Source organism: Streptomyces sp. NPDC002734 (assembly GCF_040295685.1).
Taxonomy (GTDB): Bacteria; Actinomycetota; Actinomycetes; order Streptomycetales; family Streptomycetaceae; genus Streptomyces.
On record NZ_JBEOVU010000004.1, the window covers coordinates 104,080 to 118,760 of the forward strand.

A 14,681-nucleotide genomic window follows, 5' to 3' on the forward strand; every position below is an offset into this window, starting at 1 on the left:
GCACCAACTTCCGGCTTCTGCCTGCTATTTCCATCAGTCGGCATGGACCCTCGGACCTACGCGGATCCGCGCGGTCAGGGTCAGCGCCCGTCGAGTGCCCAGAGGTGGAGCGCCGACCGGTCCTCGGACACCGTGCACCACTGGCCGGGCCCCGCGCCGAGCGGGCTTCCGTGAACGGGGAACGGGTAGGAGACCGGGCCGCGCACCGTCATGGCGGAAGGGTCGAGGAGCCAGTGCCGCGGGGCCGTCGCCTCTCCGTGCACCTCGCTGCCCACCACCGCCACGTCCTCGTGGGGGAAGGCCGCTTCGAAGCCCCACCAGACCTGATCCTCACCCGGCACCGGCGGCACAGGCGGCACAGGCGCCACAGGCGATACGGCACCGGCACCACCGGCATCGGCATCGGCACCGCCCAGGCGCCGCAGATCCCCGCCGTCCTCCGCCCGGAGGAGGGAGAGGGACCACTGTCCCGGGTCGGTGGCCAGGACGTGCCGGCCGTCGGGGCTCGCGGCGAGCAGCACCGTCTCGTCCAGTCGGCGGAAGGTGAGGGTCCGGCCGTCCCAGTGCCCCCACAGCGCGGGTGACTCCTCGTCGCCCTCGCCGACGGTCAGGCCCATGCGCGCGGGGTCGGGGTGCGGTGTGTGGAAGCTGGAGCCGACGGTGCCGGTCCGCGCGCTCCCCAGGAGGGTGCCGTCGGCTGCGTCCAGGACGACCCACTCCTCTTCGTGGTCCGCGTCCGGTCCGCGGCAGACGTGGGCCCACACCAGCTTGCCGTCGGACGAGAACGCGGCGGAGGCCCGGCTCGCGTGGGCGTGGTACCAGTCGTTCGCGTACTCGTCGAAGGAGAGGTGCGCCGCCTCGCACACTCTTTCCGACCAACAGCCGTGCCGCAGCTCCCAGCGCACGGCGCCCGTGGGGTCGACGGCGCGGACGGCGTGCACGCCGGAGAAGACGGCCAGGTCCCCCATGGGGGACACGGTCACGGTGCCGTAGCCGCTGGGCCAAGGGGCCGGTATGCGGATCTCCGGAGCGCCCTGGGCGTCGAGTTCCACGACGGCGACCTCCGCGTCGCCCCGCTGCACCAGCAGCCTCCGCCCGCCACCGGGCGGACACAGCACCCTCAGGTGCTCGAGCCGGTCCGAACTGCCCAACGGGGCGGGGACGGTGGCGAGGTGCCGGGCGCTGACTGTCATGGGCGGGGCCCCCACGGACGTTACGGACGATGCGTGTGGGATCGTGCCACAGCCGTCAAGGCGCTTCGCGGGGAGGGGATTTCGGGATGACGGACGGACAGGGCGAGGACGGGTACACACCCGGGTGGCTGCGGGCCGCCCACTGGGGCGCGGAGGGTCTGCGTGGCCTTCCTCCGACGGACACGGCGGAGGTGGCCGCCTGGCCGGCACCGGTGCGCCGGGCGCTGGAGGTGGCGCACCGGTACGGGCTGCCGACCGAGGCGGATCACTGCTGGCCGGGGACGGCGGACCATCCTCCCTTCTCCCGGGTGGACGACCGCTTCTGGCGACTGGCCGTGGACGAGGCGCTGCACACCCCCGAGTTCGTCCTCGACGGGCACGGCCGTGTGTGGGCGCTCGCCCCGGGCGTCGATCCGGCGGAGCGCTTCGTCAACTCCTCACTGCTCGCCTATCTGGACGCTCTCGCGGCCTGGGAGCACCGCTGCGAGCATCTCGACGACTTCGACGACCTGGAACCGGACGACCCCGACTCGGACGACGACCCCGCCGGGGAGGCGCGGGTCGCCTTCGGCCTCGCCGTGCGGGACCGCCTGCGCGAGCTGGACCCGCCGGCGTTCGATCCGGACACCTGGTGGGACCGGGTGGACGAGGAGGTGGAGTTCGACGCCATCTGACGACGGCACCGGGGCTCGGAGCGGCTGGGCGGCCCCGCACGGATCGTGAGCCGTGATCCGCGCCAGACCCAGCACACGAGCGCAGGCGGACCAGGGCAGCCGACGGCGGACGCCGTCGGCTGCCCTGGTCCGGTTCCACAGGGTCGGTCCCGACCGGTCGGCTACTCGGTGTGCAGCACCGAGGCGATGGTCGTCCGGGCCGCCGACCGGGCCGGGACCAGGGCGCCGAGGACGGCGATCGCCACACCTGCCAGGAACATCGCGGCCAGCTGCGGCGTGTGCCACACGTCCTTCATGTACGCGGGGAAGTCGACCACCCCGACGTTGTCCACGACGAGACGGTGCGCCACGATCCCGAGCGGGATGCCGAGCAGCCCGCCGACCGCACCGAGTCCGGTGACCGAGGTCACCGTCATCACGACCACCTGTCGGGGGGTCATCCCGATCGACTTGAGCATGCCCAGGTCACGCCGCCGCTCACGGGTGTTCAGGAGGACGGTGTTGAAGACGCCGAGCGAGGCGACGAGGGACAGCACCACCGTGAACACCACCGAGAAGGTCACGACGGTGGCGGTGCCGGCGTTGCCGGAGTCCGTCACCGACGCGCGCAGGTCCGGGTCGAGCGCCGCGACCGCCTCGGTGTAGGCGCGCGCGTCGGCGCCCGGGGTGAGCCGCACCGTGTACTCGGTGGCGTGGGCGTCCGGTGCGAGTCGGGTGAGGCTGGCCCAGTCGGCCTCCAGGGCCCGGGCATCGCCCTCCATGAGCCGGCCCACGACGGTGGCGGTGATCTTCCTGCCGTTCAGCCCCAGGGTGACCCGGTCGCCGAGCGTCAGACCACGCTGGGACAGGAAAGCGGGCCCGGCCACGATCTCGCCCGCCGCGGCCGGCGCCCGGCCTTCGACGATGGTGTGCTCGTACAAGGAATCGTCGCCGCGGTAGAAGTCGGCGAACACGGGCTCGGTCTGCCCGGTCATGTTCGCCTGGGACAACGCGCGGGCCCGTACGCCCTCGGCGCCCGGCAGGGACCGCAGGTGCTCCTCGATCTCCAGGTCGCTGAGCCCGGACGGAGTCCGGTCTCTGCCCGGGGCCTCGGTCGTCACGTGGATCCGGGCGCCTCCGTCCTCCCTTCCGACGTTGCCGTACGCCACCATGGTGCTGGTCAGTCCGGTCGACAGGGTCACCGTGGTGACCCCGAGGACGATGGCCGCCATGGTCAGCAGGGTGCGGCCGGGACGGGCGAACGGCTGGCCCAGGCCCAGACTGACCGGGCGCGGCAGCCGGGTGGCGCCGAGCATCCGCTGGACGCGCAGCCCGTGCCCGGTGCGCGGCGCGCCGCCCGCGCTGATCGCCCGTGCCGCGGGCAGGCGGTGGGCCCGCAGGGCGGGGACCAGCGCGGCCAGCAGGACGAGGGCGGGCATGCCCACGAGGCAGGCCACGGACGGCCACGGGCTGACGTCGCCGATCGCGGCGCGGCCCACCTCGATGCCGGAGAACGCGACCTTAAGGATCGGCCCGGCGAGCGCGTTGCCGGCCAGCGTACCCAGCACACAGCCCACCACGGCCGGTACGGAGAGCATCGTCAGGTAGACGGCGACGACCTGGTTCGGTGTGAAGCCCAGGGCCTTGAGCACTCCGATGTGCCGGTACCCGGAGACGACCGCGCCGCTGACCACGTTGCCGACGATCAGGGTGGAGACGAGCAGGCCGAGTACGCCGAAGAACGTCATGAACGGGAGGTAGGAGTCGGCCAGTGCGGAGAACGCCTGCTTGAGGGTGAGGTACGTCTGCGCGCCGGTCAGCGCCTCCTCGGGCAGTCCCGCGGTGGCCCGCGTCAGCCCGGTGCTCAGCTGTGTCTCCGTCGAGTGTTTCGTGAAGCGGTAGAGCATCTGGGCGGAGGCCGGGTGCAGCGCCGTCATCTGCTCGGGCGAAACCCAGGCGCTCGCCGACCTGCTCATGCTGGTGGCGAATCCGACGACGGTCAGCGTCGCTCTGCCGGGGATCTCCAGCTCGGTGCCGAGGAGGTCCGTGCCGGGGGAGCCCTGGGCGGGCCAGTTGACGACGATCTCGCCGGGCGCGGTGGCCCAGTGGCCCTCGAGGACCTCGATCCGGTCCACGGGGCCCGCCGGATCGGGCCGGCCCACCACGGTGAGGGTGCCGCCCGCCATCCACAGCCAGTCCTTGGGGATGTCGACGACGGTCTGTCCGAACGGTCCGGCCGCAGCCGCCACCCCGGGCTGTCGGGCGGTCCGCGCCAGCTGCCCCGGGGAGACCTGCGTGGCGTCGAAGGCCGCCACCGTGTGGGCGCCCCGCTGTGCGGCGTAGGCCTTGTCGAAGGGGCTCGAGGCGGCGCTCAGCAGCGCCAGGGCGAGCAGGAGCGTCGTGGTGGAGCAGAGCACGACGAGTCCGATGACGTAGGTCTGGAGCCGACGGCGCTTCACGGCCGCGCGGGAGGCTGTCCACACGGCGCTCACGCGGTCGCCTCCAGCCTGCTCTCGCGGGCGACCCTGCCGTCGCCGACCTCGATCAGCCGACTGGCGCAGCGGGTGGCCAGCTGCGGGTCGTGGGTGACGATCAAGAGGGTCTGGCCTATTTGGTTGAGATCGATCAGCAGGTCCATCACCTGCTCGCCCGACCGGCTGTCGAGGGCGCCGGTCGGCTCGTCGGCCAGGAGCAGGGCCGGGCGGTTCATCAAGGCCCGTGCGACGGCGACGCGTTGGCGCTCCCCACCGCTGAGCGTCACCGGATGGTTGTTCCGGCGCTCGGCGACGCCGAGTTCGTCGAGGAGCTCCAGCGCCCGGCGGCGCGCCTGCCTGACGGTCGTGCCGGTCAGCTGGGCGGCCAGCGCCACGTTGTCCAGGACGGGGAGATCGTCGATGAGGTTGAAGAACTGGAAGATCATGCCGACGTTCCGCCGTCGGAACAGGGCCAGTCCCGTCTCGTTCAGCTTCCCGAGGTCGTGTCCCTGTACCTCGACGGTGCCCGAGGTCGGCCGGTCGAGGCCGGCCACCATGTTGAGCAGGGTGGACTTGCCGGAGCCGGAGGGGCCCATCACGGCGACCGCGTCGCCCGCCCGGATCTCCAACGACAGGCCGTCCAGGGCCTTCGCGTCGCCGTACTCCTTGTGCACGCCGTCCAGCCGCACCACCGTGCGCCGGGCACTGTCGTGATCAGTTGTCATGGCTCGAACTTAGGGCGGCGTCCCCTGACGGAGCGTCGGCTCCCGGATGTATCCGTCCGGACAGGTCATCCTGGGGATGTACGGAGCTGCATCCCCGGGCCGATGTGGGGCGCGTCGTACGGCTGCGAAGATGGGCCGGTGTGGGGATCCGGGATGCTCGTACTGGTCGTCGCCCTTGCCGCGGCAGTGGGCGCCGCCGGGTATCTGTACGGGGCGGTGGCCAGGGCGCGGCGACTGCACCGGGCGGCCGTCGAGGAGCGCGGCTGGCTGCTGGAGCGGGAGCGGGAGAGCGCGACGCGTGTCGCGGTCGACGCCGAGCGGGCCAGGATCGCCACCGAGCTCCACGACATCGTCAGCCACAACGTGAGCCTCATGGTGGTCCAGGCGGCGGCCGCCCGCGAGGTGCTGGCCACCATGCCGGACGAGGCCGCGACGGCCTTGAGCGCCGTCGAGACCGCCGGGCGGAACACGATGACCGAACTGCGGCACCTGCTCGGCCTGCTCGCACCCGCGCAGAACGGCGAGGACGAGCCGCACGGAACGGACCTGTCACCGCAGCCGAGCTTGACCCGTCTCAGTCCGCTGATCGACCGGATCGCCTTCGCCGGCCTGCCCGTGGAGATGCGGATCTCCGGCGAGCCCCGCCCACTGCCCACCGGGATCGACGTCACCGCCTACCGGATCGTCCAGGAGGCCCTGGTCAATGCCCTCAAACACGGAGACGGAGCATCAGCCGAGGTGACGGTGCGATACGCGGACCACTACCTGCGGGTCGAGGTGCTGAACAGCGGACCGAGCGCCCTGTCGGGCAGCCGGCCCACGCCGAGTGGGCCGCGCCCGGTCCGGCCGGACGGGACGGGACGGGGGCTGATCGGTCTGCGGGAGCGGGTCGCCCTCTACGGCGGCGACCTGGACGCCCGCCGCCGTCTCGGCGGCGGCTACCGCGTCCGCGCACGGATCCCGCTGGACCGGCCATGACGACCGGACCGGCCAGGACGACGCGTCCCGGATCCACCCCTCGCGTCGTGATCGCCGACGACCAAGAGCTGGTCCGCACCGGCTTCCGCCTGATCCTGACCGCCCGCGGCATCGACGTGGTGGGCGAAGCAGGCGACGGAGCCGAGGCCGTGGCCGCCGTGCGGAGGCTGCGGCCCGACGTCGTGCTGATGGACATCCGCATGCCCACCATGAACGGCCTGGAGGCCGCCCGCCGGATACTCGCGCAGTCTCCGGACTGCCGGGTGATCATGCTGACCACCTTCGACCTCGACCACTACGTCTACGCCGCCCTCGCCGCCGGAGCCAGTGGTTTCCTGCTCAAGGACGTCACCCCCGCGCATCTGGCCGCCGCCGTGCGCCTGGTCGACACCGGTGACGCGCTGCTCGCGCCCTCGATCACCCGCCGCCTGGTGGAGCGCTTCGCCTCCGGCGCCCGCGGAGCCGAAGCGGATCTCGCGGCACCGGCCGTCCACCGGGACCTGGCCGCGCTGACACCGCGCGAGCTCGAGGTGCTGACGCTCATGGGGCGGGGGCTGTCCAATGCCGAGCTGGCGCGGCGGCTGACGCTCAGTGAGGCGACGGTGAAGACCCATGTGGCCCGGATCTTCGCCAAGCTGACCCTGCGCGACCGGGCCCAGGCCGTCGTCCTCGCCTACGAGACAGGACTCGTCTCGCCAGGAGAGTTCGCCGACACCTCCACCGAGGAGTCCGGCCCGACCGAGCCATGAGTCCACGCAGCCGCCACCGGCGACGACTCGCCACCGGGATGCACAGGGCGGCCGACCGGGGAGAGCTCGCCCGCCGTGACGCGGAGGCCCGTGACGCGGTGGAGGCGTTCGTCGCCCGGGCCGCCGGTGCCGCGCCCTCTCCGGTTACCCGGGGATCGGTCCCCGGGCGACCATCCCGGTGACGCCCGCCCCCGGCCCGGCGCGGCTGAGCGTCCACCGGGTCGGGCGGTCCTCATCGTGGAGGGACGGCCGACGGCGGCGCCCGAGGGCCGCACGACGCCGAGGAAGCCTGAACCTGGAGGGTGGGACACCGCATGACGAACCCGAACGCCGAGGACGCGGCCACGGCGGACCACGCGCTGAAGGCCAAGCACCGGGCGATGTGGGCGCAGGGCGACTACCCCTCGATCGCCGCCGACCTGATCGCCCGCCTGGGCCCCCTGCTGGTGCAGCAGAGCGGGGTGGGCCCCGGGCAGCGGGTGCTGGACGTCGCGGCGGGTACCGGCAACGCCTCGATCCCGGCCGCGCTGACCGGCGCGCAGGTCGTCGCGAGCGACCTGACGCCCGAGCTGCTGGAGGTCGGGCGCGCCCTGGCGGCCGAGCGCGGCGTGGAGATCGAGTGGCGCGAGGCGGACGCGGAGCGACTGCCGTTCGGGGACGCCGAGTTCGACGTCGTGCTCTCCGTGGTGGGCATCATGTTCGCACCGCACCACCAGGCCGCCGCCGACGAACTGCTCCGCGTCTGCCGCCCGGGCGGCACGATCGGGCTGATCGCCTGGACCCCGGAGGGCTTCCTGGGCAAGATGCTGGCGGTGATGAAGCCGTTCATGCCGCCGCTGCCGCCCGGTGCTCAGCCGCCCCCGCTCTGGGGTAAGGAGGAGCACGTCCGCGAGCTCATCGGCGACCGGGTCGGCGGGCTGAGCGCCGAACGCCGCGAGCTGGTGGTGGACGCGTTCGCGTCCCCCGAGGAGTTCCGGGACTACTTCAAGCAGCGGTACGGCCCGACCATCGCCGCCTACCGCGCCATCGGCGACGACCCGGACCGCATCGCCCAGCTGGACCGCGGCCTGGCCGACCTCGCCCGGGAGCACGACCGGGGTGGGGGCGACGGCCTCGTCATGGAGTGGGAGTTCCTGCTGGTCACCGCGACCCGCGGCACGGACGGCACGGGCGGCACGGACGCCTGAGCGCGGGCCGGGGAGCGCTGGATCCACTGCCCCCGGCCCGTGGCCTTCAGCCCTCGACGACCAGGTTGCTCGCCCTCAGCGCCTCCACCATCTCGGGCGGGGCGTCGGCCGTCGAGCCGGTCGCGTAGGGCGGCTCGGGCGCGTACTCCATGACCAGCTGGATCGACTCGGCGACCCGCGAGCCCGCGGTCACGCCGGCCAGGTGGAGCGCCAGGTCGATCCCGGCCGAGACCCCGGCCGACGTGGCGTACTTGCCGTCGACGACGATCCGCTCGTCACCGACGGGGGTCGCGCCGAACGCCTCCAGCATCTCGAGACAGATCCAGTGCGAGGTGGCCCGGCGGCCGGTGAGCAGGCCGGCCGCGGCGAGCAGCAGGGAGCCGGAGCAGACGGACGTGGTCCAGGTGGCGCCCGCGTCGATCTGACGGATCCAGTCCAGCGTGGGTCCGTCGTCGAGCAGCTCCGCGCAGCCGGGGCCGCCGGACACGAGGAGCACGTCCGCGTCGGTCACGTCGGAGTACCCGGCGTCCGCGGTGAGGGCGAGGCTGCCCATGTCGGTGCGCACGGGGCCAGGTCTGGCGGCGGTGAAGACGACCTCCGCGCCGGGGATGCGGGAGAGGACCTCGTAGGGCCCGACCGCGTCCAGCGCGGTGAAGTTGTCGTACAGCAGGACGGCGATCTTCATGCTCATCGGTTGCCTCCGTGAGGTGTGTTGGGCGAGTGCGACGGCCCGTCGGCCGGGGATGCGTCGGCTGGGGATGCGTAGGTGCCGGGTGCGTGGGCGGTGGACGTGCCCGTGGCGGGCGTCTCGGCCGTGGACGTCCCGACGGCAGGTGGCCGAACGGCAGGCGGCCCAGCGGCGGCTGCCGCGGTGGCCGGTGCGGCGCCTGTGGACGTGGACGTGACGGTGGCGGTGGCGTCTGCGGGCCCGCCGCCCGCCGGCTCCCGCACGGTGCGCGCGGCGGACGACGACGGCGTGCGCGCGGCGGACGACGGCCGGAAGCGGCGCCGGTACTCGGCGGGCGGCACGGACAGCGCGCGGACGAAGGCCCGCCGCATCGCCTCGGGGGTGCCGTATCCGCAGGTCCGGGCTATCCGCTCCACGCCGTCCTCCGTGTCCTCCAGCCGGCGGCGCGCGGTCTCCAGCCGGGCGGCGTCCACGTACCGTCCGGGTGTCACGCCGACCTCGGCGGCGAAGGCCCGCGCGAAGTGGCGCGGCGACAGGGCCGCGCGGCGGGCCAGCGCCTCGACGCTCAGGTCGTCGTCGGGGTGGTCGGCGATCCAGTTCTGCACCTCTCGCAGCGGTTGCCGCTCCGCGAGCTGCGCGGCGAGCTGGGTGCTGAACTGGGCCTGGTCGCCCGGCCGTCGGAGGAACACCACCAGGTGGCGGGCCAGCAGCAGCGCGACGTCCCGGCCGAGGTCCTCCTCGACCAGCGCGAGGGCGAGGTCGATGCCGGCGGTGACTCCGGCCGAGGTGGCGACGTTCCCGTCCCGTACGAAGATCGGCTCCGTGGCCACCTCGGTGTCCGGGAAGCGGCGCGCGAGGGCGTCGCAGTACGCCCAATGGGTGGTGGCCCGCCGCCCGGCCAGCAGGCCGGCCTCGGCCAGCAGGAACGCGCCGGTGCAGACGGACACGATCCGCTCCGCTCCGGCCGCCAGGTCCCGGATCCGGCGAACCACCGCCGGGTCCGGTGCGGCGGTCCCCGCGCCGCCGGGCACCACCAGCGTGTGCGGGGGCTCGACGCCGTCCAGGTCGGCGTCCGGCAGCAGGCGCAGCCCGCTCGACGTCCGCACCGGTCCGCCGCCGGGCCCGGCGGTGGACACCCGGTAGGCGTCCGGCCGCCCGGCGGCCTCACCGGCCCCGGCGAAGACCTCCAGGGGCCCGGTGACGTCCAGACTCTGGACTCCGTCGTAGAGCACGACGAGCACGCTGCGCTGTCTCATGCCTCCGAGCGTGGCAGTGGCCCGTCATGGCGGCAACGACGGGTTTCCCACCTTTCCTGCCACGCGACGCAGCACCGTGCCGCACCGTGCCGCGCGCTCCCCCGGGCGGGACTCACACCCCCGCGAGCAGCGCGACCGCGGGAGCCCCGGGCAGGACCTGCTGGTCAGCGCCAGCCGAGGGCCGGGGCGACGTGGGTGAGGACGGCGTCCAGGACGTGGGCGTTGTAGTCGACGCCCAGCTGGTTCGGGACGGTCAGCAGCAGCGTGTCGGCGGCGGCGATCGCCTCGTCCTTCGCCAGCTGTTCGGCCAGGACGTCCGGCTCGGCGGCGTAGGAGCGGCCGAAGACGGCCCGCGTCGTGGGGTCGATGTTGCCGAAGTGGTCCTCGGAGTCGGTCTCCCTGCCGAAGTAGGCCCGGTCGCGGTCGTCGACCAGCGGGAAGACCGAGCGGCTCACCGAGACGCGCGGCTCACGCGCGTGCCCGGCCTCCTTCCACGCCTCGCGGTACGCCTCGATCTGCTTGCGCTGCTGGACGTGCAGCGGCTCGCCGCTCTCGTCGTCCTTGAGCGTGGAGCTCTGGAGGTTCATGCCCAGCTCGGCGGCCCACACGGCGGTGGCGTTGGATCCGGAGCCCCACCAGATGCGCTCCCGCAGGCCCTCGGAGTGCGGCTCCAGGCGCAGCAGGCCGGGCGGGTTGGGGAACATGGGGCGCGGGTTCGGGCGGGCGAAGCCCTTGCCCTTGAGCACCTCGAGCAGGACCTCGGTGTGGTTGCGCGCCATGTCGGCGTCGTTGCCGTCCTCCGGCGGCTGATATCCGAAGTAGCGCCAGCCGTCGATCACCTGTTCCGGTGAACCGCGGCTGAGGCCGAGCTGGAGTCGGCCGCCGGATATCAGGTCGGCGGCGCCGGCGTCCTCGGCCATGTACATGGGGTTCTCGTAGCGCATGTCGATCACGCCGGTGCCGATCTCGATCCGGCTGGTGCGCGCACCGATCGCCGCGAGCAGCGGGAACGGGGAGGCGTACTGCTGGGCGAAGTGGTGCACGCGGAAGTACGCGCCGTCCACGCCCACCTCCTCGGCGGCCACGGCGAGATCGATCGCCTGGAGCAGTGCGTCGGAGGCGGTCCGGGTCCGCGAGTGCGGAGTGTCCGACCAGTGACCGAAGGAGAGGAAGCCGATCTTCTTCATATGTTCTTCAACGCCTCCGGGCCGGGTTCATTCCGTCCCGGAGCAGCGGCGATGATGGCGGGGCCGGGGCGGGAGCGGACCGCCCCGAGGAGTCGAGGGCGGGAAGGGGAGGCGGGGAGCCATGCCGGAGGAGTTCCACCCGGTGCCGGACCTGTGGGCGTATCTGCCCGGGACCTGGCGCACCGGGCGCACCGTGCGCGACCTGGCCACCGGGGACGAGGGGCGGTTCCGTGGGACGACCGTGTTCGAGCCGTCGCCCGGGCCGGAGGGCGGGCTGGTGCAGCGGGAGGACGGCGACTTCGTGTGGCAGGGCGTCTCCCGTCCGGCCGGTCGCACGCTGCGGCTGCTGCCCGGGAGGCTGCTGCCCGGGAGCGGGGCCGCCTCGGCGGACGTGCGGTTCGCCGACGGGCGGGAGTTCCACGCGCTGGACCTGTCGACGGGACGGTTCGTCGCCCCGCACCCCTGTGCCGCCGACCTGTACGAGGGCGAGTTCACGGTGCTGGACGAGGACCGGTGGCGCACGGTGTGGCGGGTGCGCGGGCCGGCCAAGGACCTGGTTCTCACCACCGAGTACGCGCGTGAGGCGGCGGGGGCCCCGCACACCCCGGAAACGGCGGAACGCCGCGAGGGCGTCGCCGGTCAGGCACGCACCGGCGGGGCGTAGGGGACGTCCAGGCGGAGGGTCCAGCGGCCGGGGCGGCCCAGGACGGTGATCGCGGAGAGCGGGCGGACGTCGACGTTCCAGTAGACGGACGGCGGCGCCTTCAGGGCGTAGATCAGCGCCGCCCGGATCACCCCGGGTTCCGCGACGGCGATGATGGCGGCCCCGTCGTCCGCGGGCCGGGTGTCGAGCCAGCCGCCGACCCGGGTGATGAAGGCGTGCAACGACTCCCCGCCGTGCGGCGCGGAGCGCGGGTCGGCCAGCCAGGCGTCGACGGCCTGCGGCTCGCGGGCCATCGCCTCGGCGAGCGTCATGCCGCGCCACCGCCCCATGTCGCAGTCGCGAAGTGCGGGCTGCACCAGCGGGACGTAGCCCAGCAGGTCTCCGGTGGCCCGGCTGCGCGGGGTGGGCGAGCAGTAGCGCAGGTCGGCGGCGGCCAGCGGCGCCAGGCCGGGGACGACGCGCTGGATCCCCTCCCAGCCCTCCCGGTCCAGTGGGCTGTCGTCGTCGAATCGCTCGGCGATCGGGCGGGTGCTGCTCGCGGCTGCAACGAAGGTGACCCGAACATGCATGCGGTGATGGTCGACCCGCGGGGAGGGCGGGTCAAGAGGGCCGACACCGGCGGGTAACACGCCCGGTAACCCCTGCGTGCGCCCAAGTGCTCAGTGGAGCTGCAGCGCCATCCAGTCGTCCGGCCGTGCGAGAGGCTCGAAGCCGAGGCGGGCGTAGACGTCGTGGGCGTCGTGGGTGGCGAGCATGATGCGGCGCAGCCCGAGGCCGCTCAGCTCCTCGCGCACCCTGGCCACCAGGGCACTGCCCAGGCCCTTGCCCCGCACCTGAGGGTCGACGTAGACGTCGCAGAGCCAGGCGAAGGTGGCCCGGTCGGTGACCGCGCGGGCGTAGGCGGCCTGCGCCCCGGTGACGACGTCGTACATCCCGAAGTTCATCGAGCCGGCCATCGCCGCGTCCTGCTTCTCCCGGGAGCGCCCGAGCGCCCAGTAGGCGTCGGTGGACAGCCAGTGGTGCACGCGGTCGGCGTCCACACGCGCCGGGTCGGCGGAGAACTCGTATCCCTGCGGCAGGGGCGGGAGGGACGGCTGGGCCGGCGGAAGCGTCATGACGGGAGGCTTCCACGGGCCGTCGCGACGCCGCAACGCGATATGCGGCGCGGGGCGCGCGGGCCCGAGGTCCGGCCCTCGCGCCCGGAACCCGCGCCCGGCCCCCGCGCCCGGAACCCGCACGCCGCTCCCGCCCGGCCCGCTGCCCCTGCCGGACGGGCGTGCCGCTCGTAGACTCGGACGAGGGGGCTCCCGGAAACGTATCGCTGGACGAGACGACGACTGGACGAGGAGGCCCGCCGATGTACGCACGTGTGGGAGACCGGCTGCTGACGCACGGCAGGGTGGTCGGAGCGGCCGACCGGACGGCAGAGGTGATCGAGGTGCTCGGCCCGGGCGGTTCCCCGCCCTACCGGGTGCGGTTCGACGACGGCAACGAGGCGATGGTCTGGCCCGGCCCGGACACCGAGGTGAAGCACCTGACCACCGGTCCGGGCGTCACCACCAGCGGCAGTCACCGCCTGTAGCGGGGCGCGAACGCGGCGGCGGGAACACCCGGCCGCCGCGACGTGCCCGCGCGCTCAGCCGCCGTAGTGGTCCTTGACCACCCGGGCCATGGCGCCGCTCGGGTCGGCCGCGACCTCCTTGGCGGAGAAGAAGACGTGTCCCCCCACCTCGGGCAGCGCCGCCGCGAGCTCGAGGTGCCGGGACAGCTCGCGCACGTTCTGCCAGGCGGCGGCCTGCTTCGGGTCGCCCGCCTTGTAGAGCGCCTCACCGAGGTACAGGGCGGTGCCGGTGCCGCGTGCGGTGTCCGCCCACCACTCGGCGAGCACCGCGTAGTCCGCGGCGCTCTGTCCGATGTGCCAGTACAGCTGCGGCACCACGTAGTCGATCCAGCCGCCGCGCACCCACTTGCGGGTGTCCGCGTACAGGTCGTCGTACGTCTGCACGCCGCCGCGGGTGTCGGAGCCGCGCCGGTCGGTGGAGGCGTTGCGCCAGACGCCGAACGGGCTGATCCCGAACCGCGTTCCCGGGCGGGCGGCGCGGATCCGCTGGGCGGTCTCCTTCACCAGCAGGTCGACGTTGTTGCGCCGCCAGGCGGCCCGGGAGGAGAACGCGGCCCCGTGCGCCTTGTAGGCGGCCGCGTCGCCGAAGGTCTGTCCCGCCACCGGGTACGGGTAGAAGTAGTCGTCGAAGTGCACGGCGTCGACCGGGTACCGCTCCACCGCGTCGAGGACGGCGTCCTGCACGAAGGCGCGAACCTCCGGCAGCCCCGGGTTGTAGTACAGCTTGCCGCCGTACGGCACCACCCAGCCCGGGTGCTTTCGCGCGGGGTGCCCGGCCACCAGGCGGGACGGCTGGGTGTGCGCGGCCACCCGGTACGGGTTGAACCAGGCGTGCAGTTCCAGCCCCCGGGCGTGCGCCTCCGTCACGGCGGTGCCCAGCGGGTCCCAGCCGGGGTTCTTGCCCTGGGTGCCGGTGAGGTAGGCGGACCAGGGCTCGTGCCGGGACGGCCAGAGGGCGTCCGCGGTGGGCCTGACCTGGAAGATCACGGTGTTCAGCCGCCGTCGCACCGCGGCATCGAGGTGGCGCAGCAGTTCGTCGCGCTGGCGGGCGGCGCTCAGCCCGGGGCGTGAGGGCCAGTCCCTGTTCCCCACGGTGGCCAGCCACATCCCGCGCATCGCCCCGGCCGGCGCCCCGCCGCCGCCACCCGCGCCCGCCGGGGCCGTCACGGCCGAGCCGCCGGCCGTCGGCGCCGCGGCGCCCGTGGCCAGCAGGGCGGGCAGCGCCGTGACGGCGGCGGTGGCGAACGTCCTGCGGGAGAGTCCTGCCATCGGATGAGACCCCTCACGTTTCGCGGCCGCCCGGCCA

At 73.7% G+C, this 14,681-nt stretch carries 13 protein-coding genes and 2 pseudogenes; 6 read left to right on the forward strand and 9 right to left on the reverse strand.

The annotated features are described in order from the left end of the window. Window positions 1-80 precede the first annotated feature (80 nt). Complete coding sequence (locus tag ABT026_RS05415; protein WP_351112399.1) at window positions 81-1,193, reverse strand: hypothetical protein; 1,113 nt, start codon at window positions 1,191-1,193, stop codon at window positions 81-83. Window positions 1,194-1,279: 86 nt separating this feature from the next. Here ABT026_RS05415 and ABT026_RS05420 point away from each other — a divergent pair, with 86 nt between their 5' ends. Further along, window positions 1,280-1,867: an SUKH-4 family immunity protein gene (locus tag ABT026_RS05420; RefSeq protein ID WP_351112401.1), complete on the forward strand. Its 588-nt coding sequence runs from the start codon at window positions 1,280-1,282 to the stop codon at window positions 1,865-1,867. Between the two features lie 161 nt (window positions 1,868-2,028). Here the strand turns inward: ABT026_RS05420 and ABT026_RS05425 are convergent, their stop codons facing one another. Continuing rightward, window positions 2,029-4,338: an FtsX-like permease family protein gene (locus ABT026_RS05425; protein WP_351112403.1), complete on the reverse strand. Its 2,310-nt coding sequence runs from the start codon at window positions 4,336-4,338 to the stop codon at window positions 2,029-2,031. Beyond that, a complete protein-coding gene (locus ABT026_RS05430) occupies window positions 4,335-5,045 on the reverse strand; it encodes an ABC transporter ATP-binding protein (RefSeq protein ID WP_351112405.1) in 711 nt (236 codons plus the stop codon). Before ABT026_RS05430 ends, ABT026_RS05425 begins: the two co-directional genes overlap by 4 nt. Window positions 5,046-5,198: 153 nt before the next feature. Between ABT026_RS05430 and ABT026_RS05435 the strand changes: the two genes are divergently transcribed. The 3 genes from ABT026_RS05435 (at window position 5,199) to ABT026_RS05445 (ending at window position 7,959) form a co-directional block, all read left to right on the forward strand. After that, on the forward strand, window positions 5,199-6,023 hold the full coding sequence (locus ABT026_RS05435) for a sensor histidine kinase (protein ID WP_351112407.1): 825 nt from the start codon (window positions 5,199-5,201) through the stop codon (window positions 6,021-6,023). Next, the gene (locus ABT026_RS05440) at window positions 6,020-6,772 is read left to right on the forward strand and encodes a response regulator (protein WP_351112409.1); all 753 of its coding nucleotides are present in this window, start codon (window positions 6,020-6,022) and stop codon (window positions 6,770-6,772) included. The genes ABT026_RS05435 and ABT026_RS05440 overlap by 4 nt, the downstream gene beginning before the upstream one ends. A 314-nt stretch (window positions 6,773-7,086) precedes the next feature. Next, a complete protein-coding gene (locus tag ABT026_RS05445) occupies window positions 7,087-7,959 on the forward strand; it encodes a class I SAM-dependent methyltransferase (RefSeq protein ID WP_351112411.1) in 873 nt (290 codons plus the stop codon). A 46-nt stretch (window positions 7,960-8,005) separates the two neighbouring features. Here the strand turns inward: ABT026_RS05445 and ABT026_RS05450 are convergent, their stop codons facing one another. The 3 genes and pseudogenes from ABT026_RS05450 to ABT026_RS05460 all read right to left on the reverse strand — a co-directional run bounded on the left by ABT026_RS05450 (window position 8,006) and on the right by ABT026_RS05460 (window position 11,090). Beyond that, window positions 8,006-8,644, reverse strand: a complete 639-nt coding sequence (locus ABT026_RS05450) for a DJ-1/PfpI family protein (protein ID WP_351112769.1) — start codon at window positions 8,642-8,644, stop codon at window positions 8,006-8,008. A gap of 302 nt (window positions 8,645-8,946) precedes the next feature. Further along, window positions 8,947-9,903 (reverse strand): annotated as a pseudogene (locus tag ABT026_RS05455) (GlxA family transcriptional regulator); the annotation flags it as partial. A gap of 164 nt (window positions 9,904-10,067) precedes the next feature. Further along, complete coding sequence (locus ABT026_RS05460; protein ID WP_351112413.1) at window positions 10,068-11,090, reverse strand: LLM class flavin-dependent oxidoreductase; 1,023 nt, start codon at window positions 11,088-11,090, stop codon at window positions 10,068-10,070. 121 nt (window positions 11,091-11,211) lie between these two features. On the opposite strand from ABT026_RS05460, the pseudogene ABT026_RS05465 reads away from it, so the two are divergent. Next, window positions 11,212-11,670, forward strand: a pseudogene (locus ABT026_RS05465) (DUF6314 family protein); the annotation flags it as partial. 59 nt (window positions 11,671-11,729) lie between these two features. Here ABT026_RS05465 and ABT026_RS05470 read toward each other — a convergent pair. Together ABT026_RS05470 and ABT026_RS05475 are read right to left on the reverse strand one after the other, a co-directional pair. Next, the gene (locus tag ABT026_RS05470) at window positions 11,730-12,323 is read right to left on the reverse strand and encodes a histidine phosphatase family protein (protein WP_351112417.1); all 594 of its coding nucleotides are present in this window, start codon (window positions 12,321-12,323) and stop codon (window positions 11,730-11,732) included. 90 nt (window positions 12,324-12,413) lie between these two features. Continuing rightward, on the reverse strand, window positions 12,414-12,869 hold the full coding sequence (locus ABT026_RS05475) for a GNAT family N-acetyltransferase (RefSeq protein ID WP_351112419.1): 456 nt from the start codon (window positions 12,867-12,869) through the stop codon (window positions 12,414-12,416). Window positions 12,870-13,111: 242 nt separating this feature from the next. Here ABT026_RS05475 and ABT026_RS05480 point away from each other — a divergent pair, with 242 nt between their 5' ends. Then, a complete protein-coding gene (locus tag ABT026_RS05480) occupies window positions 13,112-13,336 on the forward strand; it encodes a DUF1918 domain-containing protein (protein WP_351112421.1) in 225 nt (74 codons plus the stop codon). Between the two features lie 54 nt (window positions 13,337-13,390). Here the strand turns inward: ABT026_RS05480 and ABT026_RS05485 are convergent, their stop codons facing one another. Beyond that, complete coding sequence (locus ABT026_RS05485; protein WP_351112423.1) at window positions 13,391-14,644, reverse strand: glycoside hydrolase family 10-like protein; 1,254 nt, start codon at window positions 14,642-14,644, stop codon at window positions 13,391-13,393. Window positions 14,645-14,681: the final 37 nt, after the last annotated feature.

Excerpts from the sequence above, each read along its gene's own strand:
- ABT026_RS05420 (WP_351112401.1), top strand. The coding sequence starts at position 1,280 with ATGACGGACGGACAGGGCGAGGACGGGTACACACCCGGGTGGCTGCGG.
- ABT026_RS05475 (WP_351112419.1), bottom strand. The coding sequence starts at position 12,869 with ATGACGCTTCCGCCGGCCCAGCCGTCCCTCCCGCCCCTGCCGCAGGGA.
- ABT026_RS05440 (WP_351112409.1), top strand. The coding sequence starts at position 6,020 with ATGACGACCGGACCGGCCAGGACGACGCGTCCCGGATCCACCCCTCGC.
- ABT026_RS05430 (WP_351112405.1), bottom strand. The coding sequence starts at position 5,045 with ATGACAACTGATCACGACAGTGCCCGGCGCACGGTGGTGCGGCTGGAC.
- ABT026_RS05480 (WP_351112421.1), top strand. The coding sequence starts at position 13,112 with ATGTACGCACGTGTGGGAGACCGGCTGCTGACGCACGGCAGGGTGGTC.
- ABT026_RS05470 (WP_351112417.1), bottom strand. The coding sequence starts at position 12,323 with ATGCATGTTCGGGTCACCTTCGTTGCAGCCGCGAGCAGCACCCGCCCG.
- ABT026_RS05450 (WP_351112769.1), bottom strand. The coding sequence starts at position 8,644 with ATGAAGATCGCCGTCCTGCTGTACGACAACTTCACCGCGCTGGACGCG.
- ABT026_RS05415 (WP_351112399.1), bottom strand. The coding sequence starts at position 1,193 with ATGACAGTCAGCGCCCGGCACCTCGCCACCGTCCCCGCCCCGTTGGGC.
- ABT026_RS05445 (WP_351112411.1), top strand. The coding sequence starts at position 7,087 with ATGACGAACCCGAACGCCGAGGACGCGGCCACGGCGGACCACGCGCTG.
- ABT026_RS05485 (WP_351112423.1), bottom strand. The coding sequence starts at position 14,644 with ATGGCAGGACTCTCCCGCAGGACGTTCGCCACCGCCGCCGTCACGGCG.
- ABT026_RS05435 (WP_351112407.1), top strand. The coding sequence starts at position 5,199 with ATGCTCGTACTGGTCGTCGCCCTTGCCGCGGCAGTGGGCGCCGCCGGG.
- ABT026_RS05460 (WP_351112413.1), bottom strand. The coding sequence starts at position 11,090 with ATGAAGAAGATCGGCTTCCTCTCCTTCGGTCACTGGTCGGACACTCCG.